The sequence below is a fragment of the Streptomyces sp. NPDC046303 genome, assembly GCF_055588085.1.
Genome location: NZ_JBVJFA010000006.1, coordinates 1 through 25,984 on the forward strand (window position 1 = coordinate 1; position 25,984 = coordinate 25,984).

The following is a 25,984-nucleotide window of genomic DNA, read 5'->3' on the forward strand; positions in this document are numbered from 1 at the left end:
GTGGTTGTGTTTTGTGGTTCGGTGGGTGTTGGGTGCCTTCCCCCCCCCCCCCCCCCCCCCCCCCCCCCCCCCCCCCCCCCCCCCCCCCCCCCCACTCCACCGGCTAGGCGGAGGCCAGAGCTTCCAGGGCGGGGACGGTTTCGGCCGGGGTCGGCAGGGCGTCGTTCTCCGCCCGAAGGCGGACGGCGGCCTCGCGGAGGGCCGGGTCGGTGATGAGGCGGGTGAGGAGCGCGGCATCCACGGCGTCGGAGGCGGAGGTCAAAGCGGCGCCTGTGTTGGTGAGGGCGTCGGAGTTGGTGAAGTGGTCGGCGCCCTGGGGGAGCAGGAGCTGGGGCAGGCCGGCCTGCAGGGCGGTCAGCAGGGTACCGGAGCCGCCGTGGTGGATCAGTGCGTCGGAGGCGGTCAGCAGCTCGGCGAGCGGCACCCAGGGCAGCGGGCGGACGTTGTCGGGAAGCGTGCCGAGCGCGGTGAGGTCGGCGTCGCCGACGGCGAGCAGGAACTCGGCGTCCACCGACGAGGCGGCCTCGATCAGGCGGACGATGGCGCGCACCCCGTCCATCTCGGTGAGTACGGTGCCCAGCGTGATGACGACGCGCGGGCGGGTGCCGCGGCGGAGCAGCTCGGCGGGGACGATGCCGCCTCCGTTGTAGGGGAGGTAGCGCATCCGCAGGCCGCCCGGGTCGCCGCCGAGTGAGGCGGGGACGATGTTCAGCGCGGTGGGCTCGGCGGGGCCGGCCACGTTGTACTTCTCGTACACCTCGGTGAAGTTGGCGGCGAGCCGGCCGACCATGTCCAGGCCGGACGTGACGCCGAAGTTCTGGATGACCGACGGGATCTTGAGCTTGGCCGCGACCAGCGGGGCGGAGGCCTGGAACGAGTCGTAGACCAGCAGATCGGCGCGCCAGCTGTCGGCGGCCTCCAGCAGACCGTCCACGGTGGCGCGGGAGACGAACGCGAAGCCGTGCGCCGCCCTGTCGAGGATCTCGTCCGTGGTCATGTCGGGCGTGACGTACCGGGCCTCCTCGCCGGTGGACTGCTCGAACGCCTCCCGGATGGTGCGGCCGTCGCCTATCTCGACGATCGGAAAACCGGCCTGCCGGAGCGCGTTCAGCGGCTGGGAGCCGGCGAACAGCACCTCGTGGCCGGAGGCGCGCAGGGCCTGCGCGGTCGGGATCATCGGGAAGAGGTGGCCGGCCGCTGCCGGTCCGGTGAAGAGAATGCGCACGGTTTCTCCTTGCCGTTGTTCTGACGGTCGAGGACGAGTCGTGCGGGCTCGCCCCGGTTCCTTCGGTGAACTGACGGGAAGGCATGGTGTGTTCCCCCGGAGGGGATCGATAATCGGACATTCTGGGGTGGCCGGTCCGAGCCGTTCCGGGCGCGCGGGTCGGGGCGGCGGCCGGGTGGTCGCGTCGCGTTGCGGCCGACTCGGCAGGCCGGCAGACCGGTCGGCGGATCGGCCGCCGACATGCGGATGAGGGTGGCGGTTTTCACCTGACCGGTCCAAGCGAAAGCGGGCCGTCTCCCGCGAATGGCCCAGCATCGGGGCACCGGGCAGGCCGTGAGTCGGATGAGATGCCTAACGTCGCTGGCAGACACATCGGTTCCCGAAGCGTGTGGAGACGTCATGTCCCATCGAGGCCGCCGGCTGGCGGGTGCCTGCATGGGCACGGTCGCAGCCGGCCTGTTCGCCACCGGGGGCACCCTCGCCCTGCCGCCGCACGAGGCTCCCGGCAGGGACGCCGGGTCCGAGGTCGCCGTGGGCGCCTACCTCCACTACGGCTCGCCCGGCGTCGAGAGGATGCAGGCGCTCTCGCGCTGGCTCGGCGGTACCGAACTGCGCGCCGGGCACACCTACCTGCCCGGCGACACCTGGGCGAACATCGAGGGTGCACCCGATTCCCTGCGCAGCTGGGCCGAGTGGCGCAGGGCGAGGGCCGATCGGCTGTTCGTCCTGAACGTGCCCATGCTGGCCGGCAACGAGGCCGGCGTTCCCGACGGCCGGGTCGCCGAACTGATCCGGTCCGGCGCGGAGGGCGAGTACGACCACCACTTCCAGCGGCTGGCCGAGCGGCTGGTCGACCTCGGGGTGCCGGACACGGTGCTCGTGCTCGGCTGGGAGATGAACGGCTTCAACTACACCCACCGGTGCCGGCCCGACCCCGAGAACTGGAAGAGGTACTGGCGGCGCATCGTGGACGCCATGCGCTCGGTGGAGGGGCAGCAGTTCCGGTTCGACTTCGCCCCCAACCGCGGCAGTGACGCCATCGCCTGGACCGAGTGCTACCCCGGGGACGACGTGGTCGACATCGTCGGCATGGACTCCTACGACCAGGAGCCCGGCCGCACCTTCGACGAGCAGGTCAACCAGCCGTACGGACTCCAGCAGCAGGTCGACTTCGCCGCAGCGCACGGCAAGCGGATCTCCTACCCCGAGTGGGGGCTGTTCCGCAACGGCGACAACTCCGAGTACATGCGACGGATGCTGGCATGGATCGCCGAGCACGAACCGCTCTACCACAGCATCACCGACTACTGCCCGCACGGCGTGTGGCAGTGCAGCAAGAATCCGCGCTCCGCGCGGGTGTTCCGGGAGTTCCTGTCCACGAAACAGGGTCGCGGCCTTCCCGCTCCGTCCGTGCGGACCACGAGGCCGCACTGATGGGCGGGGAGCCGCCCGGGCCACCTCCCCCGGTGCGCCTCTTCCGGTCCTCCCGCGCGCCCGGGTGTGCTCGTGCGTGTGCTTCGCCGCCGCCGAGGGGTAGAAAACCGCCCGCACCGCGTCACCCGGCTCCGCCGGGGGAATGCGCGCAGGTATGCCGGAAATGATCAGTGGCCTCGCCGCCCGCATCGCCCGCCGCCGTCGCGATCCCGTCGCGGTCCAAGCGCTGCGGTCCACCGCGGCGGCCGTCCTCAGTTACGTCGTCGCGCTCCGCCTCAGCAGCGAGCCGAACCCGCTGACCGCCCCGCTGACCGCCCTCCTCGTCGTCCAGGTCACCCTCTACTCCACGCTGACCACCAGCATCCGGCGGGTGAACTCCGTGGTCGTCGGCGTCCTGATCGCGATCGCCTTCAGCGCGCTGGTGGGTCTGACCTGGTGGAGCCTGGGCCTGCTCATCCTGGCCTCCCTGGTGGTGGGCCACCTGGTCCGCGTCGACGAGTTCGTCCCCGAGGTCGCGATCAGCGCGATGCTCGTCCTCGGGGTCACCCAGGTCGCGGACACCGCCTGGGACCGGGTCCTGGAGACGCTCATCGGCGCTGCGGTCGGGCTCCTGGTCAACCTGCTCGTCGCGCCGCCCGTATGGGTCGGCCCGGCAGGCGCCGCCATCACCGACCTCGCCACGCGCATGAGCCGGCTCCTGAACCACCTCGGCGAGGAATCCCTCGCGACCGTCCGGGTGGAGCAGGCCGCGGCCCGGCTGCACGAGGCACGCCGGCTCGACAACGACATCGCGCAGGTCGACGCGTCCTTGCGGCAGGCCGAGGACAGTCTCCGCCTCAATCCGCGGGTCAAGGAGGGTCTGCTCTTCCGGCTGGTGCTCCGGACGGGCCTGGACACCCTGGAGATCTGCGCGGTGGTGCTCCGCGTGGCCTGCCGGACGCTGACGGACCTGGCCAAGGCGCGCCCCGACGGTCCGCTCTTCGGGACGGAGACCACGATCGCGCTACGGCAGGTGCTCGTGCACACGGCCTTCGCCGTGGAGAGCTTCGCCCAGCTGATCACCGCACAGGTCAGCGCCAACGCGGAAGAGGCCGAGGCCCGTCTGACGGGGGAGCTGGCCGTGGCCAGGGGGCACCGCGACCGGCTCGCCGAACTGCTGCTCGCCGACGTCGGCCAGGACCCGGCCCAGTGGCAGCTGCGCGGCGCACTGCTCGCGGAGATCGACCGGGTCCTCGACGAACTGGGCGTGGACAAACGTTCGCAGCGCCTGCTGGAGGAACTGGACCACCACACCCGCAGCCGGCGCACGGGTCGCCTGCGCGGACGCCTGCGCCGCCGATCCGGCCGGGGCGTGCCGCCGGAGTCAGCCGGAGCAAGCGGGAGCAAGCAGGGGTGAGCAGGGGGAGCCGGCGTGCGCACTGCGCGCGTGGTCCGGTCCCGGCCGGCGCGGCGACGCCGAGGTCACCCTTCCTCGGCGCCCCCGGTCCCGGCCTCCCAGCGCAGCAGGTCCCCCGGCTGGCACTCGAGTACCTCGCAGAGCGAGGCCAGGGTCGTGAACCGTACCGCTTTGGCCCGGCCGTTCTTGAGTACGGCCAGATTGGCGGGCGTGATCCCGACGCGCTCCGCGAGTTCCCCCACGGACATCTTCCGCCGCGCCAGCATCACGTCGATGTCGACGACGATCGGCATCAGATCACCTCGTCGAGCTCGGCTTGCATCCGCGCCGCCTCGACGTCGCGCGCGACGGCCTGGGCCAGCAGCATCCGCAGGACGAGCACGATGAGCGCGACCCCCAGGACCGCCAAGCCGGCCCCGCCGATGAGGAGGACCACGCCCGGGGGCACGGCCTCGCCCGGCGCCAGGACGACCCCGAGCGAGAACACCACGAGGGCGGCCGCCACGAGCGCGCCGATGACGAGGTGCACGTACCGGAAGGCGGCGTGGGAGAACACCGTTCCGCGTCGCACCATCGTCACGAGCCGCCACACGCAGACCAGGACCACCTGCACCGTCAGGACGCCCAGGAGGACGATCACGAGGATCGGGGTGCGCAGGTGCGCGAGGTCCCCGTCGAGATCGCCCAGATCCGCGGCCAACAGCGGCACCATCACTGCCTGCACGAACACCGAGCCGGCCAGCAGCGCCACGAGCACGGCACGCAGCGCGAGCACCATCAGCTTTCCCATTGCCCCTCCATCGATCGTTTCACGATGAGAACCTATCGATAATCGATATCTGCGGCAAGGGTCGGCGCGGCAGGACCCGTGTGTCGATGAATCTGGACTCCGCCGTCGGTCTACCCTTCACAGCCATCGTTCCGGAGGAGCGGCAGATGACCGATACGACCCTTCTCGACCTCGGGCCGCAGGCCCGGATCGTCTCCCGTCTCGCGGCCGGCGTCCCGGACGCCCGCCTCGCCGGCCCGACGCCCTGCCCCGATTACACGGTCGGCGACCTGCTGGGCCACATCGCAGGCCTCGCCGTCGCCTTCCGTGATGCGGCCCGCAAGGACCTGGGCGCCACGACGGACACCGCCCCCGACGCAGCCGCGCCTTCCCTGCCTGCCGACTGGCGCGAGGAACTGCCCCGGGTCCTCGGCGAACTGGCCGAGGCCTGGCGCGATCCGGCCGCCTGGACCGGCATGACCCGCGCGGGCGGAGTGGACCTGCCCGGCCACATCGCGGGCGAGGTGGCCGTCGACGAGCTCGTGATCCACGGCTGGGACCTGGCCCGGGCCACCGGCCAGGAGTACGCACCCGATCAGGCCGCTTTGCGCGCCTCGCACGCGTTCCTGCTGGCGTCCGTCGAGGACGAGGGCCGAGCGGAGATCTTCGGAGCGGTCGTGCCCGTCCCCGACGACGCCCCGCTGCTGGACCGGGCCGTGGGGCTGAGCGGGCGCGATCCGGGCTGGACGCCGCAGACAGCCGGAGCCTCGTCGGCCGCCCGGTAGAGAGCGGTCCAGAAGTCCCGCATTCCTCCTCCTCGTGAGCGAGTCCCCCCAGAGCCGCGGCGCAACCGGGTTGGGGGGTCGGCGGCCGTTCCGTGATCGGGCTGATTGGATGCCTGTGGGCAGCGCGCGAGAACGTCGGGGGCGGTACCGGTGCCGACCGCCCCCGCGGCGCCGCCGGGGAGCACCGCCCGGCCGTCGGGCGTTGGACCGTCGAGGGAGCGATGCGTCGCATCCGCACCACCCGAGCGATGAGGAGGATCGATGAGCACGGCCGATGAGGGAAGGCAGTGGCCGGACGAGGTCAGTGTCGACAACGCGAGGGTGACGCTGTTGCAGCTCCTCGCGCGGGCGGGGGTCCCTTCCGGTGATGCGGGGCAGTTGATCGGGCTCCTGGAGGCGGGTGCGCTGGCTCTCGCGCACGAGGAGCTGAGCGGCGCCCGGAGCGCGCCGGGCGACAAGGGCGAGGCGTACGAGTCGGGTTGGCTCGACGGCGCCGGCAGCCTGCTGGAGGAGCTGGGGGCCGTCGTCGAGCGGACCTTGGTGCGGGTCGTGGGGACGGAGGGGCTGGGCCCCGCCGGGGAGCGTCCTCGGGCCGGGCGTATGGAGGTGGAGCGGGCACGGGTGGCCGTCACACCGCTGTACCTGTCGTTCACCGCGGGCTCGAAGCTGGATCCGGAAGTGACCGAAGAGGTGCTCGTCGCCGTCCTCGGCACGATGGGCCCCCGGCAGCGCGCCCGGTACGCCGGGCGGCTGACGGAGTTCACCACGGCCCACCGGGCCCGTCTCGAGCGGCTGTTCGCGGCGTACGGGCCGGACAGCACCATCACGATGCACGGCCGCTACTCGCTCCTGCACTCCGCCACCAGCATCGCCGTGCTGGAGCGGCTCCTCGCCGCGCCGCACGAGCTGCGCGAGGAGTGGGACGTGGCGGAGCTGCCGCCCGCGTGGCTGGACGGGCTGACGACCGCCTGGAACGCCGCGGCCTGACTTCCCCCGCGAGGGCGTGAGTTCGTACCGTTGCACGGGATGCCGGAGCTCGGGAACGACGAGGGGGACCGTGGTGGGTACGAGCGGGCAGGATCGGGGGACGTACGCTCCGAGTGAGGAGGAGGTCCTGGCGGCCGTGGAGTCGTTGGCGCTTCCTGCGTCACCGGACGCCGTCGCAGCGGCGGTCGATGCGATGCGGCATGCACGGGGGCCGAGCGGGGGACAGGTCGACGGCGCGCCACGTGCCTCGGTCGGGACCGTCCTCGGCCTGCTGCGGCAGCTCCGGGAATCCGTGCATGTCAAGGCGTACGCGGCAGAGATCTGGTGGGCCCTGGGAATCCGCACGGAGGAGGCCGCGGCCTGCGCGGAGCTGTGGTGGTCGGTGGACGAGTGGCGCAAGGCGGCAGCGTCCGTGGCGCGGCAGGACGGCGACGAGCAGCACCGTGAAGAGGCGCGGCGGGAGGCGGCCCGCGCGAGGGGAGAGAGCCGGGTGCGCAGCGCGGTGGATGACGTTCTGGAGCAGCGGCGCAGGCAGTACCTGGCGTGGAACACCCTCGAGGGGCCGGGCGCCGGCTGACGGGGAACGCCGGGAAGCCGCTCGTGGCCCGGCGCGGTGAGCGGCGGTCCCTCATGGCGTCCCGACCCGGCTCAGGCTCCCGTCCGGTCGTCGACGGGGATGTCCAGGCGGGCGGCCAGGGTGGTGAGGGCGGTCCCGAGGGGGAGCGCGACCCGGGTCACGGCGTGCCGGTCGCCGCGGGTCGGGTCCCGGTTGACGATCAGCACGGGCGTGGCTGCCCGGGCCGCCTGGCGGACGAACCGGAGCCCGGACATCACCGTCAGTGAGGACCCGAGGACCAGCAGTGTGGTCGCCTCGTTGACCAGCGTGCGGCAGTGCTCGACCCGCCGCGGGGGTACGGCTTCGCCGAAGAACACCACGTCCGGTTTGAGGATGCCGCCGCATTCCGAGCAGGGGACCACGCGGAAGTCACCGACCTGCTCGTCGGTGAGGTCGGCGTCACCGTCCGGGTTCAGGCCGGCGGCCACCGGCGCGAAACCGGCATTGGCTTCCTCCAGCCGCCGGGCGAGCTCCCTGCGCGAGCCGAAGGCGCCGCAGGAGAGGCACACCACCCGGTCCAGGCTCCCGTGGAGTTCCACGACGCCCTCGCTGCCGGCGGCCTGATGCAGGCCGTCGACGTTCTGAGTGATCACACCGGCGAGCACACCGTGCCGCCCGAACGCGGCCACGGCGCGGTGCCCGGCGTTGGGCCGGGCGCGGCCGAACGTGCGCCAGCCGAGGTGGCTGCGCGCCCAGTACCGGCGCCGGGCCCGCGCGCTGGCGGTGAATTCCTGGTAGGTCATCGGGGTGTGCCGGCTCAGGCTCCCGCCCTGACCCCGGTAGTCGGGGATGCCCGACTCGGTGGAGATGCCCGCCCCGCTGAGCACCAGCACACCGCCGGCCCTCAGCGCATCGGCGACCGGCTCGAGGTCCGTGGTGCCGGGCCGCAGGTCCTCGGTGGTAGGGGTCCAGCTCAGAGTGGGGCGCATGCGCATGCCGCCAGCGTACGGAACAGGCACCGCGCCGGCACGGCACCGGCCCCGCAGAGCCCCCGATCCGCAACCCGATCCCAACCCTTGACAAACCGATCATGTACCTGACAGCACTGGACTGCACCACTCCCACGAACGGCACCACACCCCGAAGGGAGCTCAGCGCATGACCGAGCCCGAGAGCGCGGCCTACGCGTACGACGTCGTCATCAGCGGAGCCGGACTCGCCGGCAGCGCCGCGGCGATCTTGCTGGCTCGACGCGGTGTCCGCGTCGCACTGCTGGAACGCCGCTCGGACCCCGAAGCGTACAAAGTGCTGTGCACCCACTCCCTCACGGCCTGCGCCTACCCCGTCCTGGACGAACTCGGTCTCGTCCCCGCCCTCGAGAAGGCGGGAGCCGTCCGCAACCAGGCCCGCTGGTACACCCGCTGGGGATGGATCGAGCCGCGGGCCGCGCCGCAGGGTCCCGAGCTGCCGTACGCGTACAACGTCCGGCGCAGCACCCTCGACCCGTTGATCAGGTCCCGTGCGGCGCAAACCCCTGGTGTCGATCTGCTCCTCGGCCACCGCGTCACCGGCCTGGTCGGCGCACCCGGGCGAACGTCGGGTGTGCGCGTGTCGACACCGCAGGGCGAGCGCGAGATCCGGGCCCGCCTGGTGGTCGGCGCCGATGGCAAGGACTCGGCGGTGGCGCAGTTCGCCGGGGTGCCTGTTCGGCAGTACGAGAACGAGCGGTTCGGCTATCTCGCGCACTTCCGCGATCTTCCGCTGCACGGCGGGATCGCCCAGGCCTGGTTCCTGGAGCCCGACATGGCGTACGCGTTCCCCAATGACGACGGGGTGACGGTCATCGCGGTGCTCCCGGAGAAGAAGCGGCTGCCGGCCTTCCGGGAAGACCTGGAGGGCAGCTTCTCCGCATTCGTCCGCGCCCTGCCCGAGGCCCCGCCCATCGACTCCGCCGAGCGCGTCACGAAGATCATCGGCACGGTCAACTACCCGCTGCACAGCCGCAAGCCGACCGCACCGGGCATCGCACTCATCGGCGACGCCGCCCTGACCGGCGATCCGCTGTGGGGAGTGGGCTGCGGGTGGGCTCTGCAGTCCGCGCAGTGGCTGGCGGAGGCGGTCGCCTCGGCCGCGACCGGCCGGGGCGACCTCGACGGCTCGCTCGCGGTGTACGCCCGCAGGCACCGGCGCCGGTTGCGCGGCCACCAGTACCTGGCCGCCGACTTTGCCAAGGCCCGCCCGTTCAATCCCGTCGAGCGGCTGATGTTCTCGGCGGCCGCGCGCGATGCGGCGCTGGCGCGCCACATGCACCTGTTCGCGTCCCGCCTGATCGGTCCGCTGCACTTCTTGAACCCCGTGGCGCTGGCCAAGGCTTTGGCCGTCACCATCAAGCATCGCGGCGCAGCGGTGCCACCCGAGCCCCTGCCACCCACAGGGCCGTGACCGCCCGACCCGCCCTCCAGCCGACGGCCGGTCTTCGGAGCAAGGCGGCATTCACTGTCGGCCGGCACCGGAGCCAGGGCCGGGGTGTGCGGGGTGGCCACCAGCGGAGCCCTGGCGTTCGGCGAGCAACCGCTTGCGATGGCTTCTGCGGCGGAAGGCGGTGACGAGGACGGTGACGGCGCCGATGCCGATTCCGAGCATCGGGAGAAGGAAGGCCGGCATCAGCCGGCCTCCGAGCTTCGCTCGTGATGCGCCGGACAGACCTCAGACATGTCGTACGGAGCCCGCTACGGGGGTGCCCGCGCAGAGCTCCAGTCCGGGGCCGGTGAAGGCGGAGCGGAAGCGGCGGTCGTGGGAGACCGCGACCACCGCGCCGCGGAAGGCGGCCAGGGCCTCCTCGAGCTCCTCGACCAGCGCCGGGGACAGGTGGTTGGTCGGCTCGTCGAGTACGAGCAGTCCGGCGGGGCGCGTCACGAGCCGGGCCAGTTCCAGTCGGCGGCGCTGGCCGACCGAGAGCGCGGCCACGGGCACGTGCAGGTCCTCGGCGCGAAAGAGCCCGAGGCCGAGGAACTCCTCGGCGTACTCCTCCGGGTCGCCCGGACGTCCGGCCGCGAAGCCGTGGAGCAGCGGCTGCCGTCCCGGATCGAAGGCGACCTCCTGCGGGAGGTAGCCGACGGACGTCCCGCACCGCACCGTGCCCCGGTCGGGGGCGAGTTCACCGGCGAGCAGCCGAAGCAGCGTGGACTTGCCGGCCCCGTTCGGGCCCGACACCAGCAATCGGGCACCCGGGCCGATCGACAGCTCCGGTACGGCCAGACGTCCGCCGACCCGGACCCCGGCCAGTTCCGCCACGAAGGGCGTGTCCTCCGGCAGGCTTCCGCCGTCCTCGTCGATCCGCGCGGTGAACCGCAGGGGCGCGGGCGGCGCCGCCACCGGTTCGCGCAGCAGGTGGTCCAGATGCCGCCGGGCTGCCCTGACCTGCCCGGACAGCTTGGCCTCGTGCGAACGGCGGTGTTTGCCGAAGCCCTGCTTGGGGTCCTTGCCGGAGGCGGCCAGCCGGTGCCCGGCGGCCTCGACGAGACTCCGCGTCCGCGCGAGTTCCCCGAGGTACTCCTGGTGACGCTGCTCCCGGGCCCGGCGGGCCGCGGCGCGGGCGGTCCGGTAGCCCGCCCAGCCGTCCCCGTACCGGGTGACGGTCCGCAGGTCGCGGTCCACCTCCAGTACGGTCGTCGCCACGGCGTCCAGGAACGCGCGGTCGTGCGTGATGACGACCAACGTGCCGCGGTGTGCGCGGAGCCGCTCCGCCAGCCACGCCACGGCCGGTTCGTCGAGGTGGTTGGTCGGCTCGTCCAGCAGCAGCAGTTCCGGGGCCGCTCCGAGCACGCAGGCGAGGGCGAGCCGGGACTGCTCGCCGCCCGAGAGCGACCCGAGGGTCCGTTCGCGGCCGATGTGCCCGATACCGAGGGCGTGCAGGGCCGTGTCGGTGCGGGCGTCGGCCGTGTAGCCGTCGCGGGCCTCGTATGCGGTGACCAGATCTCCGTACGCGGCGAGTGCGGCGGGCCCGGCGTCGGCGAGTGCGGCCTCGGCGGTCCGGATGCGGCGCTCCAGCGTCCGCAGCTCGTGCAGGGCGGCGTCGGCGGCGTCGCGCACCGTGTGCTCCGGCCCGAGGTCGAGGGTCTGCGCGAGGTGGCCGACGCCACCGGGGAAGCTGCGGACGATCTGGCCGTGGTCGGGTGCCTCGGCCCCGGCGATCAGCCGCATGAGGGTCGACTTGCCGGAGCCGTTCTCTCCGATGACGGCGGCCCTCTCACCGGGGCGCAGGGTGAAGGAGACCTGGTCGAGCACGACGCGGTCGCCGTACGCCTTCGAGACGTCGCTGAGGGCGAGCTGGGAGACGGGCGCGGTGGAGGGGACAGCGCTCGTGGTGGGCCGGGTGGGGTGCATGGGAATCCTCTGGGGGCGTGAACCTGCTTCCTGGCGAGGGGCAGCACGAACCGGTCGCACGACGGTTTGACCGGATCGTGCGACGGATCAGAGGAAGAAGTAGTGCACGCACATGGAACCAGCGTAATGCGGGCCGGACCGTCTCGTCTCGCTGTTTTCCGGGGAGGGATCCCCTCCGCCCCCCCGTGCGCCGTGCCGTCGCACGGAGCTGCCCCGCAGCGGTCGCTCCGGCCCGCCGTCACACCATCAGCAGCAGCCGCGTGTTCGGTACGAGCTTCCGGTTCACGCTCGTGCTCTGTACGAAGATCGTGAACTCGTCGTTGTGGTCAGGCTTGACGCGTGCTTCCGTGTTCGGCAGGCCGAGCAGCGCTCGCGCCTCCGGGCCCGTGTACACCCGGTCCGTCTTCTTCTCCAGTACCGCGATCTGCTTCCGCGCCTGGATCTTCTCCGGCTTGCTCAGCTGGTAGAACGCGCCACCGGTGCGGTAGGTGTGTCCGGATTCGACGACCCAGTCCCGGATCGCCGCGTCACGGGCCACCGGGATCAACTGGTAGTCGGACGGATTCGCCGGAGTGAGACCGGCGGCCCTGATGGTGTCCTTGTTGACCGCCTCCGCGCCGGTGGAGAACACCGCCCGCGATCCCCGGATGCCTTGGGCGCGGCCCACCATGAACTTTTCGGTGGCCTGCTGGATGACCTGCCCGGCCTCCTCCAGCCCCTGAGTGCTCGTGGCGTCCCAGACGGCGATGTTCTCCTTCGGGAAGCCGCACTGCATGGCCTCGCGCTTGCCCATCTGGTCCGGCACGAGGACGGCCAGCGTCCAGTTGTCCTGCTGCGTCGCGATCATCTCGGCCACGGCCTTCACCAGTTCACGCGGATCCCTGGCAGGGGCGTCCGGGCAGCGATGACTGGCGTTCTCCTGCCCGTCGGTCAGCACGAACGTCAGGAAGCTGTGGTCGCCGTACAGTTGAGCGGTCTGTGCCAGTTCCCGCTGCGACTTCAGTGAGGCCGCCAGCAGAGCCGTCATTCCGCCGACCCGGTACAGCTGCTTCAGCGAAGGCATCCGCAGTACGTCCTTGTCGTAGATGACGCACTCCACCTTGTCGGCGAAGACGTACACCGTGACGCGGGTTTCCTGGTCCAGTTCCCTCGACCGGCGGGCGAGGTAGGCGATCTGCTGGTCGGCGACTTCGACGACCTTGCCGCTCAGATGCGACATGGAGGAACTGGCATCCAACACAAGGGCAACGTGATTGATGTAGTTCTGGTTTCCGGACATATGGCCGCTCCCCCTCGTTCCGACTTGATGCTCCTACCGTCTCACCCACCACTGACAATCGGTCTGGGTGAGGACGTGCGGGCGGGGAGGGGCGCGTCAGCGTCAGGAAACGGTATCCATGGCGGCTCTTTCCGACTCGCTGCGCAGAACGCAGAATTCGTTGCCTTCGGGATCAGCGAGGACCACCCAGCCCGAACCATCGGGATTCCGGCGATCGGCGACGAACGCGGCGCCGAGACCCAGCAGCCGGTCCACCTCCTGATCGCGCGTGGTCTCGGGGCGCAGACACAGGTGGATCCGATTCTTGATCGTCTTCGCCTCCGGCACCTGGTTGAAGTACAGCACCGGGCCCTCCGCCAGCAGCACCTGCGTCTCCCGGTCACCCGGTCTGACCTCCGGCTGCATCGGACGGCCCGTCACACCGCTTCAGAACCTGGCGAGTTCGTAGGCATCCATACAGTCGATCGCCACGTTCTGCACTACCGAAACCATGCGCTCCAGACCTCCACAGGTGTCGAGCCCCCACCGAGGATGCTCAGTCGAGACAGAACTCGTTGCCCTCGATGTCCTGCATCACGATGCACGACTCGTTGGTGCCATCGGCGAGCAGCGTTCGCACGTGCACCGCGCCGAGCGCGACGAGTCGATCGCACTCGGCCCGGAGCGTGGCGAGGCGCTCGTCACCCACCAGCCCGGTGCCGGCCCGCACGCAGAGATGCACCCGGTTCTTGACGACCTTGCCTTCGGGAACGCGCTGGAAGAGCAGGCGCGCGCCCACCCCCGAAGGATCGACGCAGGAGAACCACTGCACTTCGTGCTCGGGCGGCAGCGAGCGGTGGTAGTCGTCCCACGTGTCGAACCCCTGCGGCACCGGTGAGACGACGTACCCCAACACCTCGCACCAGAAACGCGCGAGGCGCTCGGGCTCTGCGCAGTCGAAGGTGACCTGGAACTGTTTGATCGATGACATCGGCGCACCATAACAGGGGCGCCGTCAGGAGCCGTCAGGCGGCCGTCAGTGGGCGAACAGCGGTGACACGGCCGCCTCCGAGCTGCTGTTCCAGTACGTCGCGCGGGCCTTGTCGTCCACGTACACGCCGCCCTCCGGCATCCTCAGCAGCACGCCTTCGCCCGTGTTGTCGCGGGGGCTCTGTCCGTGGGGTGCCAGTGCCATGTTCTTCACGAGGGTGCCGGCGTCCTTGTTGCTCTGGCGCAGGAGCAGACCCGCGTACGCCTCCTTGCCGGGGGCGAGGGTCACCTCTTTCTGCGGCTTGGAGTCCGCGAAGACTCCCACGAGCCGGCCGTGGCCGTCCTCCAGCCGGAGTACGGGGTAGGACCGCAGCGTGCACGGCTTCGTGCCCGTGTTGGTGACGGTCAGCAGGAGTTTCGAGTCGTCCTTCGTGGGCGGCACCGCCCATTCCACCGTGACGTCGGTGTACTCGTCGGGACAGTTGCCGTCGATGCCCTTGGAGTCGCCCTCGGCCTCGCCCGGACGACCCGGTTCGGAAGGGGAAGAGGAAGCGGAAGCGGCGGGCTTGGCGGAGGACGGCGCGGAGGCCGACGGGGTGGAAGGCGACGCCGAAGGAGAGGGGGAGGAGTTCGGCGGCGGGGTGGCGCCCGCCTTGTCGTGGCCCGGCCCGCAGGCCGTGGCGGCGAGGAGCGCGGCGGCGGCGAGGCCGAGGGAGCCGAGCGTCCGGGCGTGGGTGGTCTGGCGGAAAGTGCGCATCACGAGCCCCCGTGGCTGCAGACGTGCTGGGATCGGTCTGGACAGGATGCCCGCCCTGTCTCCGCATTCACGCCCCCGCGAGGACCGTTACAGCTCTCGTATGCGGCGGTGACGGTTCCGTCGCGCGGGCCCCACGGGGCTGTCGGGAACGGCTACCGGCGCTCCCTCGTCATCCGGCGCCACCTCGCCAGATGTTGTCGAAGGCCGCGTTTTCGATGGCGCGGCGCTGCCGTACGGCCGCCAGCTCCACCAACGCGTCGTTGACGGCGGCCAGCACGGTCGCGACGGCGTCGTCGGCCACCTCCGGAGTCTCTCCAGTCCGCCCGCCGCTGACCTTCACGGCCTCCGCAAGGTTGACGAGGGCGGGTTCGTCCGATGCCCAGCGGTCCGCGGCCCGGCGGCGGGCCGGCGAATCGGCCACCTCGAGCTGACCGGCCCGGAAAGAGATCCCCCGTCGGCGTTCCCGGACGAGCTCGCCTTCCGCCTCGAGGGCGGCCTCGTAGACGGCGGACAGGTTACGGCCCCTGCGCCACAGCCAGTCGTCGACCGACTCGTACGGCGCCTCCCGGACGAGCGACGCGGCTGCCTCGTCCAGCAGGTGATCGGTCAGCGTCGGCCGGTGGCCCGGCACGATCCGGTCCACGTCCAGGCTGATGGCCCGGGCGGCGAGGAGGTCGATCGCTTCGGCCCCGGCGAGCGCGAGTGACAGGTCGCCCGGTTCGGCAGGGCGACCGGACCCCAAGTCCATGGCAATGATCAACAAGTCCCGCGGTGTGGTCATCAAGGGGTCCTTTCCACCGTGCCGGAAGGTCGTCGGCCAAGTATCGATCAACGCGACCGCCATCGTCGCGGCTGATGCCCCAACGACCTGTCAAGCGGCGCGCTCCGCCCGGCAGTTTCCCTCTGTACGGGAGGCCGGGACGGTGTCCATATTTTTGTTGTTTCCGCCAAGAGTGACGGTCTGCCACGTTGGGAGAGACTGCCAGCCATAGGCCACGGCACGCCCTGATCGCGGGCGCAGCCGGGGCCGTTGACATGGTGAAACACAACGGGGAGGACGCCACGATGAGTGCGCAGCAGCAGTACGACGAGATCGGTGAGGCTTACGAGGGGTTCAAGGCCCTGCCTCTGGAGCAGTACGCGGTGGTGCCCGGCTTCCTGGCCCTCGTCGGGGACGTGACCGGCAAGTCGGTCCTCGACCTGGCCTCCGGCACCGGCTTCTACAGCCGGGAGTTCAAGCGGCGCGGCGCCACCGACGTCCTCGGCATCGACATCTCCGGCGAGATGGTCGCCGTGGCGCAGAAGCTGGAGGAGCAGCATCCGCTGGGCGTGCGCTACGAGGTGGGCGACGTGTCCGACCTGCGGACCTTCGAGCAGCCCTTCGACGTGGGCCTGGCGGTCCAGCTGCTCAACTACGCGCCGGACATCGCCACCACCGAGCTGATGTGCCGCCGCATCCACCGGAACCTGAAGCCCGGCGCCGAGCTGTTCCTGCTCAACCAGTCGCCCGACTTCCGCTTCGACGGGCCGTCCCCGGAGAAGTACGGTTTCCGCAGCGAGCTCACCGGCGATGAGGTCGAGACGGGACCGCAGGTCCGGACCACGGCACTGCTCGACCCGCCGGTCTCCTTCATCGCCAACCGCCCGCGCCGCGACGTCTACGAGAAGTGCCTGCAGGCGGCCGGGTTCAGCGAGCTGACCTGGGTCCCGGTGGAGGTGTCCGAGGCCGGCATACGAGAGTTCGGCGCGGACCACTGGGCCGACCTGTACGCCAACCCCCCGCTGGAAATGCTGCGCTGCCGCGCCTGACGCCCCGGGCGGACGTGTCGACGGCGCGTGGGCGCCGTCGACGCGTGGCTGTTTCATGCGAGCCGGTCGATGAGGATCATCGCCACGTCATCGGCCAGCCGACCGTCGGTGTGGCGCATCAGGGCCTGGTGGAGCTCGTTCAGGATGTCCTGCGGGGAGGTGCCGACGGGAACGTGCTCCATGGCCTCCGGCAGGGGAAAGAAGTCGTTGTCACGGTTGCGGGCTTCGATGACACCGTCCGTGTAGAGCAGCAAGCGGTCCCCGGGCAGGAACGGATAGCTGTCGGGCTCGGGCGGAGGGCCGGTGACGAGGTCTTCGAGACCGAGCGGCGGCAGGGGGGACGTGGGCGCCAGGGCCTGGACCGCGCCCCGGTGGAGGATCAGCGGAGGGGGATGGCCGCGGTTGACCAGCTGCACCACCTGTTCGTCCGGCACCTGGGCGATGAGCGCGGTGGTGAACCCCTCCAGGAGGACTTCGGGAAGTTCCGCCTGGGAGTAGGTACCCGGTACGGCCGCCTCTCGCCGCAGCGCGGCCGCGCAGTGGTTCATGACCTCCTGCAGCTCGCCTTCGTAGTGAACGGCCTCGCGGAACGCTCCCAGTGCCACGGCGACCGCACGTATGGCGGACAGCCCTTTCCCCCGCACGTCCCCCACGATCAGCCGGACGCCGTAGCGCGTCTGGACGGCCTCGTACAGATCGCCGCCTATCTGGGCCCCCGTCCCGGCCGCGAGGCACAGACTGGCGGCCCGTACGGGTCCCAGCAGCTCGGGGACGGGCCGCAGGACGACCTCCTGCGCGGCCACTGCGATCCGGCGGACCTGGTCGAGCTCGCTCTGCCTGCGCGTGCGCACCGCGTTGCTCAGGATGACACTGGCCACGGACACGACGATGATCCCCAGGAAATTACCGATGATCAGCTGGGTCTGGGTTCCCCACGACTGGTTGTAGGTCGCGGAGGTCGCGTTCACACCCGCGGCGAGGGCTGCGGCGGACAGCGTGCCGATGGGGCCCATCGTCAGTGCGGCCAGGGCCGGCGTCGTGGTGAGCACGGGACCGGTGACCAGATCATGAGCGGGTGAGAGCTCGATGCCCAGCACGCCCAGCGCGATCACGAAGGGTGCGCACTGCGCCACGGTGAACAGGACCTGGCCGTGACCGCCCGGTCCGGTGCGCGGCGGCGATCCCGGCCGAGAGGGCGAGCAAGGATGTGAGCCCATGAAAACAGCCTGCCTCGCGGCAGCCATTGCGGCCTCCCAGGAACCCGCTGACCCCGATGCCTGCGCGGGGCCGTGCCCCGCGGAGCAGAGGCTCGTGCGGCCCGCCTGAACCCGTTGCCCGCTTCCCGGGGAAGGTGACCTGCTGGTTTCACTTACAGTGGCCCCTCGTACGCGGAGGGGGTCGAGGCGGGGCGTGGAGGCCGATCATCGGCCGTCGATCCGCTCGCGGAGGAGGTCGGCGTGGCCGCAGTGCCGGGCGTACTCCGTGATCTGCGCCATCAGGATCTCGCGCAGCGGCACCTCCCCGCCGAGTGGGGTACCGAGGTCGGCGAGGCCGGCTGTGAACCGGTCGGTGAGCTCCGCCTCGGCCCGCCACTGGCGCCGGGCGTCCTCGACGACCACCGGGTCGGGCGTCGCGCCGTTCCAGTCGGCGTCGCGGTCTTCGACGGTGCGGTACAGCCCGGGGGCGTCTTCGCCGGCCATCCGGCGGAAGTGCCGTTCACCCTCTGCCAAGTGCCGCATGAGGCCCAGCAGCGACATCGTGGACGGTGGCAGGGAGCGCCGGGCCAGCTGTTCGGCGTCCAGGCCCGCGCACTTCCTTTCCACCGTGAGACGGAGGTGGCGAAGAGCGCCGAGCAGTGTGCTGCGTTCATCGAAGGGCACGTGCCCGCCTGAGTCCATGCAGGGCATGGTCGTGTGCGCCGCCACGGTCCGCCACGATCAGGAGGGTTCGTTCGGGGTCCATGCGCGGAGTTTCTCCGGGTTGCGGACCGCCCAGATGCGGCTGATGCGGCCGCCGCTGACATCGAACGCGGCCACGGTCACCGGGACGCCGGCGTGCTGGGCGACCAGACCGGGCCGACCGTTGACGGTCCGTTCGAGGAGCGTCAGTCCGGGGGCCTTGTCGGCGATGTGGATCAGGTACTGGGCGATGTTCTTGTGGCCTTCGACGGGACGCAGGACCGTGCCGACGAGGCCGCCGCCATCCGCGGTCATCGTGGCGTCGGGGTTGAGGAGGCCGATGAGGGCTTCGATGTCCTTGGACTCCCAGGCCTCCTTGAAATGCCGTACGAGACCGGCCTGTCCGGCTGCCGGAGCCGCCGGAGTCCGTGCGTCGCGGATGCGCCGGCGGCCCGAGGACGCCAGTTGCCGGCAGGCCGCGGGCGTCCGGCCCACGATCTCGGCCACTTCGGCGAAGCTGTAGCGGAAGACGTCGTGGAGGATGAACGCCACGCGTTCGGCCGGCGTCATCGATTCCAGTACGACGAGGAAGGCCATGTTCACCGACTCGTCCAGGGTGATCCGGTCGGCGGGGTCGTCCGGCTCCGTCCGGCCGTCACCGGCACGCACCCCGGCCCACTCCGTGCGATCGGGCAGCGGCTCGGGTATCCACGCGCCGACGTAGCGCTCGCGCCGGGCCCGGGCCGAGCCGAGCACGTCCAGGCAGACACGGCCGGCGACCGTCGTGAGCCAGGCGCCGGGCGACGCAATGGCCTCCTGCTGCTGCCTCGGCATCGCGTACCAGCGGGTGTACGTCTCCTGCACCGCGTCCTCGGCCTCGGACAGTGAACCCAGCAGCCGATAGGCGAGGTTGAGCAGATGGCGCCGCTCGCTGACGATCGTGCTCAGGTCCGGCTCGGATGGGGTGTTCAATCTCGCGACCGCTTCCTGGTTCTCGGTGATCGGTGATCGGTGCTCGTTGGTCGGGGCCTCGCCGCCTGACATTTCGAGGGCCTGCGTCGTCGGACTGTCGAGACACTACCGATCCACCGCCGCACGGCAGAAGAGGGGACCACATCATGGCTACACAGACGACGACGGCACCGGGCAGATTCACGTTCCTGAACGTCGCCATCGCCGTTCAGACCCTGGCGCTTCTCTTCCAGGCGGTCACCGCCGGAATGCTGCTGTCCTCGTCCCTCGGCGCGACCCTGCACGATGTCGGATCGCGCGTGATGTACGGCGCGTCGATGCTGTACGTGGTCGCGGCGATCCTGGCGTGGCGGCCGGGCGGCGGGTCTCCCCGCCCCGTCCTCCACTCGTCGGGATTCCTCGTCCTCGCCTCGGTGCAGGTGGTCCTCGGCATCGCGCACATACCGTCGCTCCATGTCCCGCTGGGCATCCTGATGTTCGGGCTGAGCGTGTTGGCGCTGGGCCACGCGCTGTCCAGGCAGATGGGAGCCGGCCCGCTGCGACGCACTCCGTGACACCGGCCGGGCATCCGCGCGGCTCTCATCGGTGGTTCAGTAGCGGTGGCCGGGCCAGTGCGGGTCCTCCCAGCGGTCGGTTCCGGTGACGCCGAGCAGCCGTACCCGGTGGAGCAGGTCCTCCGATGCGCCAGAGGCGCGGAGCCGGGCAGGCGCGTAGTGGACGAGCCAGGCCGTCAGTTCGGCGCGCATCCCTTCCTCGTTCTCCCAGGCCCGCCAGGGGAGTTGGTCACCGAGGAGTTCGTACTCCCACTGCGCCGCCGCGATGGCCAGGTGCCGGTCGGCCACCGGGCCGCTCAGCGCTTGCCAGGTGTCGAGCCACGGACTCAGCGTGCCCGTGGCCTCGGCGCTCAGGACGAGGAGGTCATGCGCAGGCACGGCGGGATCCGGATCGGTCAAGGTCCAGGCCCACCAGGCCCGCAGGAATTCCTCCACTGCAGCGGCCTGCTCGGCAGGCCACCGCTGCCAGTGGCCGAGAGCGAAGCAAAGCCCGACCTCCTCCATGCCGAAGAGGGGCTGGACGAGGCCGCTGACGAGGGCCGGGGCGAACTGGGGCAGGATCCGGCGCAGCACGGACGGGTGATCGCTCCAGTCGGTGGCCCGCCATGTGCGGTGCAGGAGGTCGGGGTCCAGCTCCACGTCCGCCACCTTGAGCTGCGCGAGGTCTTCCGCACTGCCCCAGTGGCACGGGCAGTTGGACTCGTCGGGGTGAGCGGTCATTCCGCGGAACGTGACGGCCAGGCCGTCCAGCGCGGCGTCGAGGCGAAGTCGTGCCCGGGGCTGGTCAAGGGTCATCACGGGGTGCCTTTGGGTACTCCGGAAGCGTGCGCCGGCCGAAGATCGCCAATCTACCAGGCCAGGCCACGGCCGAGGCCATCCCCATGCTCCCGGCCGGCCCGACCCCCTCATCCGGCCGAGGTTCCCCCCTCGACTGTGAGCCGTGGCGGTCATCGTCCCCGGCTGTTCGGGGGAACCGCGGGCGATCCCGGCCCTTGTCCCTCCGAGCGCGGGCATCCATGGAGGAAACGAAAGAGGACACGATGCCGCTCTATCTATCGAGGTTCAGCTACACGCCGGAGACGTGGGCGAGGCTGATCGGTCACCCCGAGGACCGTGCGAAGGCCGCTCAGTCGTACATCGAGTCCGTCGGTGGGAAGCTCCACGGCTTCTGGTACGCCTTCGGCACGCACGACGGCTACAACCTCTGGGAAGCTCCGGACAACGTGTCGATGGCTTCGGTTGCGCTGGCGATCAGTGGAGGCGGCGCGCTCAGCTCGTTCGAGACGACCGTTCTCCTGAGCGTCGATGAAACGCTGGATGCGCTGCGCAAAGCCGAGCACGTCCGTTATCGGGCCCCCGGCGAGCAGAGCTCCGGCTGAGCGGACACGTTTCCGCGCCCCCACACAGGCACGGGCCCGGCATACCACTCGGCGTGCCGGGCCCGGCTCTGTGACGACCTCGAGCGTCAGCTGACGATGAGTGTTCCCTTCATCTGCGGGTGGAGGGAGCAGAGGAAGGGGTAGCTGCCGGGCTTGGAGGGTGCGGTGAAGGTGGCGGATTCGCCGGCTGCGACCGTGCCGGTGTCGAAGGCATCGCCCTCAGTGGCGGTCAAGGTGTGCGGAGCCGAGTCCTCGTTCATCACGGTGATCGTTGCGCCAGGAGATACCTTGATCTCCGCCGGGATGAACTTGAAGCCCCGGATCTGCACCTCTGCACTCTCTACCGTGACGGTCGACGCGCTGGCCGGTGCGGACACGGGCGCGGCGCTGGTGCTCGTGACGCCGACCACGGCGAGCAGGGCGCAAGCGGCGCCGACCGCTGCTGCCCGAGTACGGTGACGGATGCGGCGGGAACGGGTGAGCGACATGGCCACCCCTTTCACGGATCTGTGAGGGTCTTGACCGGCCGCGACGGTTTCACCTCCGTGACCCCGCCCGGCCGGTCCACGTCCGCCCGCTGTGGGCGAGGCGGCTCAAGCGCCGCTGGTACACGGCCGTATCGATCCTGCCGACGCTCTTCTGTGGCCGTGATCAGCCGCGCGATGTCCTACAGCGTGGTGTCGACTTACAGCGTGGTGTCGAGAATCAGCGCGCCGACGCGTGCTGCCCACAGGGCTGCGAAGGTGATCACGATCACCGCAATCGGTGCGGGGCGGAAGCGGAAGGCTCCCGTTCGGTCTGAGTCTCTTCCTCCATTGTCCCAGCCCGCCGCTACCGGGGCATTTCCTCACGGGCGCAGCAGCGTTTTGATCATGCCGTCTTCCTTCGCCTGGAACATCGCGTAGGCGCGCGGAGCCTCCTCCAACGGCATGACGTGCGTGGCGAAGCCCTCCACTCCCAGGGGATCGCCGTCGTCGAGCAGCGGGAGGATCTCGTCCACCCAGGCCCGGACATTGGCCTGACCCATCCGCAGCTGGATCTGCTTGTCGAACATGGTCATCAGCGGCATCGGATCCGCAGCTCCTCCGTAGACACCGGAGACGGACACCGTGCCGCCGCGCCGCACCAGGTCGATCGCGGTGTGCAGAGCGTGCAGGCGGTCGACTCCGGCACGCTCCATGAGGGGGCGGGCCAGCGTGTCCGGCAGCATCGCCGTGACCCGCTGCGCGGCTGCGGCCAGCGGCGCTCCGTGGGCTTCCATCCCCACCGCGTCGATGACCGAGTCCGTGCCGCGACCGTCCGTCAGGTCCCGTACCGCTGCGGTGAGCCGCTTGCCGTGCTGGGCGAGGTCCAGGACGTGCACGCCGGCCGCCCGCGCCCGTTCGAGGCGGGCGGGGACGAGGTCGACACCGACCACGAGTCGTGCACCGCGGTGCAGTGCGATGCGGGCGGCCATCTGTCCGATCGGGCCCAGCCCGAGCACCGTGAGGGAACCGCCCGGCGGCACGTCGGCGTACTCCACGGCCTGCCAGGCGGTCGGCAGCACGTCGGAGAGGTAGACGAACCGCTCGTCGGGCGGCCCCTTCGGCACCTTCACGGGCAGCGTGTCCCCGAAGGGCACCCGCAGGTACTCGGCCTGGCCGCCCGGCACCTGTCCGTACAGCTTCGTGTAGCCGAACAGCGACGCTCCCTTGTCGTACTCGCGCACCTGCGTGGTCTCGCACTGGGACTGGAGGCCCTGGTCGCACATGAAGCAGTGTCCGCAGGACACGTTGAACGGAACGACCACCCGGTCTCCGGGCGACAGCGCGGACACCTCCGGTCCGACCTCCTCGACCAGGCCCATCGCCTCGTGTCCGAGGATGTCGCCGGGCTCCAGATACGCGCCCAGGATGTTGTAGAGGTGCAGGTCGGAGCCGCAGATCCCGGTCGATGTCACCTTGACGACGATGTCCGAGGGATCCTTGATCGCGGGATCGGCCACCGACTCCACGCGGACGTCCCTGGTGCCCTGCCACGTCAGTGCGCGCATGCCCTTGCCTCCGTTCTGTGTCCGGTGCCGGGGCGGGCAGCCACGTCGCAGCCTCCCCGGTGCACCGCATGAACCGCATGAACCGCACCCCGTGGCTGCGCCTACCCGGCTCCAGGAGTTTCATGGCGCACACGGCCGGGTCGGGCCGGACTGGCGAACGGCCCCTTGCCGGGTTGTGGTGGTAGGGGAGAGCAGGAAGCGGAATCCTGCGTCCGGCCAGCAACGGTGAGGTGAGGGACATGACCATTCCGGAAGGTTTCACGCCGCGGACCGCAGTGGTCACCGGCTCGGATTCCGGAATCGGCCGGGCCGTCGCGGTGCGGTTCGCCGAGGCCGGCATGGACGTGGGCATCACCTGGCACGCCGACGAGCGAGGGGCGCGCGACACCGCCGAGGAGGTCCGGGCGTACGGATGTCGCGCAGCGGTGGCCCGGCTCGACCTCACCAAGCTGCCGGACGCCGCGGACGTGGTCGACGAGCTGGCGGACGAACTCGCGGGGATCGACGTACTCGTCAACAACGCGGGTACCGGTACGGCGACCCCCTTCCTCGACCTGGACCTCGCCACGGTGCGGGGGGTCCTGGACGTGGACCTCGTAGGGCCGTTGCTGTGCGGCCAGCGCGCGGCCCGCCGGATGATCCGCCGGGGCAGGGGCGGCCGGATCGTCAACATCACGTCCGTCCACGAACACCAGCCCCGCGTGGGAGCCGGCCCGTACTGCGCCGCCAAGGCCGGCCTGGGACTGCTGACCCAGGTGATGGCCCTGGAACTCGCCGAATACGGCATCACCGTGAACGCTGTGGCTCCGGGCGAGATCGCCACCCCCATGACCGGCCAGGAGGACGAGGACGTCCGTACGGTGAGCAGGCCCGGCGTGCCGCTCGGCCGGCCCGGAGACGCACGCGAGGTCGCCGAGGTCGTCGCCTTCCTCGCCGGTCCCGGAGCCTCGTACGTGACCGGGGCGTCCTGGGCCGTGGACGGCGGCATGCTCCGCATGGGACCCATGGCCGGTTCGCATCTGGACCACGACCGCTGGCGCAGGCCCTGAGGGCGCCGTTACGGGGTCCGCTGCCCCGAGGCGGTCCGTGGGGGCCCGGGCCCGTTACAGGTGGCTCGGGCTGCCGTGCGGCTTCGCCCATCGGCGGTGCAGGGCCGCGCGTGCGCTCAGGGGCAAGAGGCGGGTCACCGTGTGCTGGGCGCGGGTACGCAGGGATCCCGCGACCTTCCGTGTCCTACGGCCCATCAGCGCCCGGTACCCCTGGCGCGCCACCAGCGCCGGATCGTCCTTGACCGCCCGGCCGAGCCGGGTGTCGAGCAGGCCCGCACGCAGGAAGAAGCGGGTGTCCGTCGCGCCGGGCATCAGCGCCGTCACGGACACACCGGAGTCCTTCAGCTCGCTGTGCAGGGCTTCGGCGAAGGACTCGAGGAAGGCCTTCGAGGCGTTGTAGACCGCGTGGTAGGGCCCGGGGATCTCGGCGGCGACGGACGCCACGATGAGCATCCGGCCCTCTCCGCGCCGGGTCATGTCGCCCAGCAGGCGGTGGGCGAGGTGCACGGTCGAACGGACGTTGAGGTCGATGACGCGGGACAGATCCGCGCGTTCGGTCTGCAGGAAGGGGCCGCCATATCCGATCCCCGCGTTCAGGACGGCGGCGCTCACCGGCCGGCCGAGGGCGTGCAGCTCCCCCAGCAGGGTCTCCACGCCGTCGGAGCTCGCCAGGTCCGCCCTGATGGCGTGGACCAGGGTGCCGTGCACCGCCAACCGGGCCGCCGCGTCGTCGAGGAGTTCGTCCTCGGCGGTGACGGCAAGGTCGTATCCGTGGCGAGCGAATTCCGCGGCCAGCTCGAAGCCGATGCCGCTCGAGGCGCCGGTGACGAGCGCCAGCCGATGTGGGGTGGTCATGGCGTTCCCGGGCTTCTCGGAGGGTGCACCGTCGGGTCGGACGGACAACGGCCGCCGCGGCCGTGCCTTTCATCCAGGCTTTCCACTCGGCGCCCGCCCGGTGCGGGGACCCGGTGGCCCCTGCGGGCCACCGGGTCCGGAGCCACCGGAGCGGCGCCGGAGCCGTCGGAGGGGTGGGGCGGGATCCTCAGGATTCCTTGCCGCGCCCGCTCATCATGTCGCGCAGACGGTCGACGAGGCCCATCCCGGGCGCGAGGAGCTTGTTGGCGGGCGGGGTGTCCGGAGCCGAGGGGTGCGGACGGGTCGGGGCCATCTTCTTCGCGGTGCGGACCTTGTCGCCCAGCTCGCCGAGGACGTCGGCGGGGCAGGCGGCACGGAGCTTGGGGAAGAGGTTTTCCTCCTCATCGGCGACGTGCTCCCGGATCTCCGCCATCAGCTTGGTCATCAGCGCGTCGAAGCGGGGGTCGTCGGCTTCGCAGCCCTCCACGTCCTTCATGGTGCGCTCCGCCGCGGCGTGGTCTTCGAGTTCCTTGTCCGCCAGGGTGTCGCCATCCGGCAGGTGCTCCCGTACGGCCGGGTACAGGTACGACTCTTCCGCGACGGAGTGGCGGACCAGCTCCATGATCGCCTGGTCTGCCTTCGTCTTCCTGCGTGCGTCTCCCGAAGGGAGTGCCTCGATCTTGCCGAAGATCTCTTCCACTTCTCGGTGGTCGGTGGTCAGTTCTGCGATGACGTCGCCGCCGTGTCCCATGGTGTCCTCCTCGATTCGTCCTGGTACGCGTGCCCCGTGCCCGTGCCCGTGCCCGTGCCCGTCCCCGTGTGGCCCATGCCACCGGGACAGGACGTTTGTTTCCATTCCAATAGCGGTCATAGCGCCGCTACGCTGTTTGTCC

29 protein-coding genes are annotated in these 25,984 nt (G+C 70.9%); 11 read left to right on the forward strand and 18 right to left on the reverse strand.

The genetic code is table 11. The annotated features are described in order from the left end of the window. Window positions 1-103: 103 nt before the first annotated feature. A complete protein-coding gene (locus ACZ6I1_RS08005; protein WP_469284412.1) occupies window positions 104-1,225 on the reverse strand; it encodes a nucleotide disphospho-sugar-binding domain-containing protein in 1,122 nt (373 codons plus the stop codon). A gap of 399 nt (window positions 1,226-1,624) precedes the next feature. Here ACZ6I1_RS08005 and ACZ6I1_RS08010 point away from each other — a divergent pair, with 399 nt between their 5' ends. Continuing rightward, the gene (locus tag ACZ6I1_RS08010; protein ID WP_469284414.1) at window positions 1,625-2,659 is read left to right on the forward strand and encodes a glycoside hydrolase family 26 protein; all 1,035 of its coding nucleotides are present in this window, start codon (window positions 1,625-1,627) and stop codon (window positions 2,657-2,659) included. 163 nt (window positions 2,660-2,822) lie between these two features. Beyond that, on the forward strand, window positions 2,823-4,055 hold the full coding sequence (locus tag ACZ6I1_RS08015) for an FUSC family protein (RefSeq protein WP_469284416.1): 1,233 nt from the start codon (window positions 2,823-2,825) through the stop codon (window positions 4,053-4,055). Window positions 4,056-4,120: 65 nt separating this feature from the next. Here ACZ6I1_RS08015 and ACZ6I1_RS08020 read toward each other — a convergent pair whose 3' ends face one another. Beyond that, a complete protein-coding gene (locus tag ACZ6I1_RS08020; RefSeq protein WP_469284419.1) occupies window positions 4,121-4,348 on the reverse strand; it encodes a helix-turn-helix domain-containing protein in 228 nt (75 codons plus the stop codon). Beyond that, entirely contained in the window at window positions 4,348-4,845 is a 498-nt protein-coding gene (locus tag ACZ6I1_RS08025) for a DUF2975 domain-containing protein (protein WP_469284421.1), read from the reverse strand. Before ACZ6I1_RS08025 ends, ACZ6I1_RS08020 begins: the two co-directional genes overlap by 1 nt. Before the next feature lie 146 nt (window positions 4,846-4,991). Here ACZ6I1_RS08025 and ACZ6I1_RS08030 point away from each other — a divergent pair, with 146 nt between their 5' ends. The 3 genes from ACZ6I1_RS08030 (at window position 4,992) to ACZ6I1_RS08040 (ending at window position 7,173) form a co-directional block, all read left to right on the forward strand. Next, window positions 4,992-5,609, forward strand: a complete 618-nt coding sequence (locus ACZ6I1_RS08030; protein WP_469284423.1) for a TIGR03086 family metal-binding protein — start codon at window positions 4,992-4,994, stop codon at window positions 5,607-5,609. A gap of 261 nt (window positions 5,610-5,870) precedes the next feature. Continuing rightward, entirely contained in the window at window positions 5,871-6,596 is a 726-nt protein-coding gene (locus ACZ6I1_RS08035) for a hypothetical protein (RefSeq protein WP_469284424.1), read from the forward strand. 193 nt (window positions 6,597-6,789) lie between these two features. Then, the gene (locus ACZ6I1_RS08040; RefSeq protein WP_469284427.1) at window positions 6,790-7,173 is read left to right on the forward strand and encodes a hypothetical protein; all 384 of its coding nucleotides are present in this window, start codon (window positions 6,790-6,792) and stop codon (window positions 7,171-7,173) included. Window positions 7,174-7,244: 71 nt separating this feature from the next. On the opposite strand, the gene ACZ6I1_RS08045 is transcribed toward ACZ6I1_RS08040, so the two are convergent. Next, window positions 7,245-8,147, reverse strand: a complete 903-nt coding sequence (locus tag ACZ6I1_RS08045) for an NAD-dependent protein deacetylase (RefSeq protein WP_469284429.1) — start codon at window positions 8,145-8,147, stop codon at window positions 7,245-7,247. Window positions 8,148-8,310: 163 nt separating this feature from the next. Between ACZ6I1_RS08045 and ACZ6I1_RS08050 the strand changes: the two genes are divergently transcribed. Continuing rightward, window positions 8,311-9,594: an NAD(P)/FAD-dependent oxidoreductase gene (locus tag ACZ6I1_RS08050; protein WP_469284430.1), complete on the forward strand. Its 1,284-nt coding sequence runs from the start codon at window positions 8,311-8,313 to the stop codon at window positions 9,592-9,594. Window positions 9,595-9,687: 93 nt separating this feature from the next. Then, window positions 9,688-9,843, forward strand: coding sequence for a hypothetical protein (locus tag ACZ6I1_RS08055; RefSeq protein ID WP_469284432.1), 156 nt, complete (start codon window positions 9,688-9,690; stop codon window positions 9,841-9,843). Window positions 9,844-9,858: 15 nt separating this feature from the next. Here ACZ6I1_RS08055 and abc-f read toward each other — a convergent pair whose 3' ends face one another. From abc-f to ACZ6I1_RS08085, 6 genes are all read right to left on the reverse strand, one after another. Then, complete coding sequence (abc-f, locus tag ACZ6I1_RS08060) at window positions 9,859-11,538, reverse strand: ribosomal protection-like ABC-F family protein (RefSeq protein ID WP_469284434.1); 1,680 nt, start codon at window positions 11,536-11,538, stop codon at window positions 9,859-9,861. Window positions 11,539-11,776: 238 nt separating this feature from the next. Next, window positions 11,777-12,817, reverse strand: a complete 1,041-nt coding sequence (locus ACZ6I1_RS08065; protein ID WP_469284436.1) for a vWA domain-containing protein — start codon at window positions 12,815-12,817, stop codon at window positions 11,777-11,779. 102 nt (window positions 12,818-12,919) lie between these two features. Then, window positions 12,920-13,237, reverse strand: a complete 318-nt coding sequence (locus ACZ6I1_RS08070; protein WP_469284438.1) for a VOC family protein — start codon at window positions 13,235-13,237, stop codon at window positions 12,920-12,922. A gap of 115 nt (window positions 13,238-13,352) precedes the next feature. After that, window positions 13,353-13,787 (reverse strand): VOC family protein, encoded by a 435-nt coding sequence (locus ACZ6I1_RS08075; protein WP_469284440.1) that lies wholly within the window; start codon window positions 13,785-13,787, stop codon window positions 13,353-13,355. Window positions 13,788-13,832: 45 nt separating this feature from the next. Further along, window positions 13,833-14,543, reverse strand: a complete 711-nt coding sequence (locus ACZ6I1_RS08080) for a DUF4232 domain-containing protein (protein ID WP_469284441.1) — start codon at window positions 14,541-14,543, stop codon at window positions 13,833-13,835. A 169-nt stretch (window positions 14,544-14,712) separates the two neighbouring features. Further along, window positions 14,713-15,324 carry a GOLPH3/VPS74 family protein gene (locus ACZ6I1_RS08085; RefSeq protein ID WP_469284443.1) on the reverse strand — a complete coding sequence of 204 codons (612 nt, stop codon included), beginning with the start codon at window positions 15,322-15,324 and terminating at the stop codon, window positions 14,713-14,715. 284 nt (window positions 15,325-15,608) lie between these two features. Between ACZ6I1_RS08085 and ACZ6I1_RS08090 the strand changes: the two genes are divergently transcribed. Continuing rightward, window positions 15,609-16,352: a class I SAM-dependent methyltransferase gene (locus ACZ6I1_RS08090; RefSeq protein ID WP_469284446.1), complete on the forward strand. Its 744-nt coding sequence runs from the start codon at window positions 15,609-15,611 to the stop codon at window positions 16,350-16,352. Between the two features lie 53 nt (window positions 16,353-16,405). Here the strand turns inward: ACZ6I1_RS08090 and ACZ6I1_RS08095 are convergent, their stop codons facing one another. The 3 genes from ACZ6I1_RS08095 to sigJ form a co-directional block, all read right to left on the reverse strand. Continuing rightward, window positions 16,406-17,569 (reverse strand): PP2C family protein-serine/threonine phosphatase, encoded by a 1,164-nt coding sequence (locus tag ACZ6I1_RS08095; protein WP_469284448.1) that lies wholly within the window; start codon window positions 17,567-17,569, stop codon window positions 16,406-16,408. A gap of 204 nt (window positions 17,570-17,773) precedes the next feature. Then, window positions 17,774-18,250: a DinB family protein gene (locus ACZ6I1_RS08100; RefSeq protein WP_469284450.1), complete on the reverse strand. Its 477-nt coding sequence runs from the start codon at window positions 18,248-18,250 to the stop codon at window positions 17,774-17,776. A 39-nt stretch (window positions 18,251-18,289) separates the two neighbouring features. After that, on the reverse strand, window positions 18,290-19,222 hold the full coding sequence (gene sigJ, locus ACZ6I1_RS08105) for an RNA polymerase sigma factor SigJ (RefSeq protein WP_469284452.1): 933 nt from the start codon (window positions 19,220-19,222) through the stop codon (window positions 18,290-18,292). A 146-nt stretch (window positions 19,223-19,368) separates the two neighbouring features. Between sigJ and ACZ6I1_RS08110 the strand changes: the two genes are divergently transcribed. Then, window positions 19,369-19,776: a hypothetical protein gene (locus ACZ6I1_RS08110; protein WP_469284454.1), complete on the forward strand. Its 408-nt coding sequence runs from the start codon at window positions 19,369-19,371 to the stop codon at window positions 19,774-19,776. A 36-nt stretch (window positions 19,777-19,812) separates the two neighbouring features. Here the strand turns inward: ACZ6I1_RS08110 and ACZ6I1_RS08115 are convergent, their stop codons facing one another. Next, window positions 19,813-20,571, reverse strand: coding sequence for a hypothetical protein (locus tag ACZ6I1_RS08115; protein ID WP_469284456.1), 759 nt, complete (start codon window positions 20,569-20,571; stop codon window positions 19,813-19,815). A gap of 245 nt (window positions 20,572-20,816) precedes the next feature. Between ACZ6I1_RS08115 and ACZ6I1_RS08120 the strand changes: the two genes are divergently transcribed. Next, window positions 20,817-21,155 (forward strand): GYD domain-containing protein, encoded by a 339-nt coding sequence (locus tag ACZ6I1_RS08120; RefSeq protein WP_469284956.1) that lies wholly within the window; start codon window positions 20,817-20,819, stop codon window positions 21,153-21,155. An 86-nt stretch (window positions 21,156-21,241) separates the two neighbouring features. Here ACZ6I1_RS08120 and ACZ6I1_RS08125 read toward each other — a convergent pair whose 3' ends face one another. Together ACZ6I1_RS08125 and ACZ6I1_RS08130 are read right to left on the reverse strand one after the other, a co-directional pair. Continuing rightward, window positions 21,242-21,643 (reverse strand): cupredoxin domain-containing protein, encoded by a 402-nt coding sequence (locus ACZ6I1_RS08125; RefSeq protein ID WP_469284458.1) that lies wholly within the window; start codon window positions 21,641-21,643, stop codon window positions 21,242-21,244. Between the two features lie 359 nt (window positions 21,644-22,002). Further along, a complete protein-coding gene (locus ACZ6I1_RS08130) occupies window positions 22,003-23,187 on the reverse strand; it encodes an alcohol dehydrogenase catalytic domain-containing protein (RefSeq protein ID WP_469284460.1) in 1,185 nt (394 codons plus the stop codon). 239 nt (window positions 23,188-23,426) lie between these two features. On the opposite strand from ACZ6I1_RS08130, the gene ACZ6I1_RS08135 reads away from it, so the two are divergent. Beyond that, the gene (locus tag ACZ6I1_RS08135; protein WP_469284462.1) at window positions 23,427-24,236 is read left to right on the forward strand and encodes an SDR family oxidoreductase; all 810 of its coding nucleotides are present in this window, start codon (window positions 23,427-23,429) and stop codon (window positions 24,234-24,236) included. Window positions 24,237-24,290: 54 nt separating this feature from the next. Here ACZ6I1_RS08135 and ACZ6I1_RS08140 read toward each other — a convergent pair whose 3' ends face one another. Both ACZ6I1_RS08140 and ACZ6I1_RS08145 read right to left on the reverse strand, forming a co-directional pair. Further along, window positions 24,291-25,091, reverse strand: coding sequence for an SDR family NAD(P)-dependent oxidoreductase (locus ACZ6I1_RS08140; protein ID WP_469284464.1), 801 nt, complete (start codon window positions 25,089-25,091; stop codon window positions 24,291-24,293). Window positions 25,092-25,278: 187 nt separating this feature from the next. Then, window positions 25,279-25,842 carry a hemerythrin domain-containing protein gene (locus ACZ6I1_RS08145; RefSeq protein WP_469284467.1) on the reverse strand — a complete coding sequence of 188 codons (564 nt, stop codon included), beginning with the start codon at window positions 25,840-25,842 and terminating at the stop codon, window positions 25,279-25,281. Window positions 25,843-25,984 lie beyond the last annotated feature (142 nt).

Bases quoted from the DNA above. Each gene is read 5' to 3' on its own strand.
- ACZ6I1_RS08010 (WP_469284414.1), top strand. From the start codon at position 1,625: ATGTCCCATCGAGGCCGCCGGCTGGCGGGTGCCTGCATGGGCACGGTC.
- ACZ6I1_RS08015 (WP_469284416.1), top strand. From the start codon at position 2,823: ATGATCAGTGGCCTCGCCGCCCGCATCGCCCGCCGCCGTCGCGATCCC.
- ACZ6I1_RS08020 (WP_469284419.1), bottom strand. From the start codon at position 4,348: ATGCCGATCGTCGTCGACATCGACGTGATGCTGGCGCGGCGGAAGATG.
- ACZ6I1_RS08025 (WP_469284421.1), bottom strand. From the start codon at position 4,845: ATGGGAAAGCTGATGGTGCTCGCGCTGCGTGCCGTGCTCGTGGCGCTG.
- ACZ6I1_RS08030 (WP_469284423.1), top strand. From the start codon at position 4,992: ATGACCGATACGACCCTTCTCGACCTCGGGCCGCAGGCCCGGATCGTC.
- ACZ6I1_RS08035 (WP_469284424.1), top strand. From the start codon at position 5,871: ATGAGCACGGCCGATGAGGGAAGGCAGTGGCCGGACGAGGTCAGTGTC.
- ACZ6I1_RS08040 (WP_469284427.1), top strand. From the start codon at position 6,790: ATGCGGCATGCACGGGGGCCGAGCGGGGGACAGGTCGACGGCGCGCCA.
- ACZ6I1_RS08045 (WP_469284429.1), bottom strand. From the start codon at position 8,147: ATGCGCATGCGCCCCACTCTGAGCTGGACCCCTACCACCGAGGACCTG.
- ACZ6I1_RS08050 (WP_469284430.1), top strand. From the start codon at position 8,311: ATGACCGAGCCCGAGAGCGCGGCCTACGCGTACGACGTCGTCATCAGC.
- abc-f (WP_469284434.1), bottom strand. From the start codon at position 11,538: ATGCACCCCACCCGGCCCACCACGAGCGCTGTCCCCTCCACCGCGCCC.
- ACZ6I1_RS08065 (WP_469284436.1), bottom strand. From the start codon at position 12,817: ATGTCCGGAAACCAGAACTACATCAATCACGTTGCCCTTGTGTTGGAT.
- ACZ6I1_RS08075 (WP_469284440.1), bottom strand. From the start codon at position 13,787: ATGTCATCGATCAAACAGTTCCAGGTCACCTTCGACTGCGCAGAGCCC.
- ACZ6I1_RS08080 (WP_469284441.1), bottom strand. From the start codon at position 14,543: ATGCGCACTTTCCGCCAGACCACCCACGCCCGGACGCTCGGCTCCCTC.
- ACZ6I1_RS08085 (WP_469284443.1), bottom strand. From the start codon at position 15,324: ATGACCACACCGCGGGACTTGTTGATCATTGCCATGGACTTGGGGTCC.
- ACZ6I1_RS08090 (WP_469284446.1), top strand. From the start codon at position 15,609: ATGAGTGCGCAGCAGCAGTACGACGAGATCGGTGAGGCTTACGAGGGG.
- ACZ6I1_RS08095 (WP_469284448.1), bottom strand. From the start codon at position 17,569: ATGGGCTCACATCCTTGCTCGCCCTCTCGGCCGGGATCGCCGCCGCGC.
- ACZ6I1_RS08100 (WP_469284450.1), bottom strand. From the start codon at position 18,250: ATGGACTCAGGCGGGCACGTGCCCTTCGATGAACGCAGCACACTGCTC.
- ACZ6I1_RS08110 (WP_469284454.1), top strand. From the start codon at position 19,369: ATGGCTACACAGACGACGACGGCACCGGGCAGATTCACGTTCCTGAAC.
- ACZ6I1_RS08115 (WP_469284456.1), bottom strand. From the start codon at position 20,571: ATGACCCTTGACCAGCCCCGGGCACGACTTCGCCTCGACGCCGCGCTG.
- ACZ6I1_RS08120 (WP_469284956.1), top strand. From the start codon at position 20,817: ATGCCGCTCTATCTATCGAGGTTCAGCTACACGCCGGAGACGTGGGCG.
- ACZ6I1_RS08125 (WP_469284458.1), bottom strand. From the start codon at position 21,643: ATGTCGCTCACCCGTTCCCGCCGCATCCGTCACCGTACTCGGGCAGCA.
- ACZ6I1_RS08130 (WP_469284460.1), bottom strand. From the start codon at position 23,187: ATGCGCGCACTGACGTGGCAGGGCACCAGGGACGTCCGCGTGGAGTCG.
- ACZ6I1_RS08135 (WP_469284462.1), top strand. From the start codon at position 23,427: ATGACCATTCCGGAAGGTTTCACGCCGCGGACCGCAGTGGTCACCGGC.
- ACZ6I1_RS08140 (WP_469284464.1), bottom strand. From the start codon at position 25,091: ATGACCACCCCACATCGGCTGGCGCTCGTCACCGGCGCCTCGAGCGGC.
- ACZ6I1_RS08145 (WP_469284467.1), bottom strand. From the start codon at position 25,842: ATGGGACACGGCGGCGACGTCATCGCAGAACTGACCACCGACCACCGA.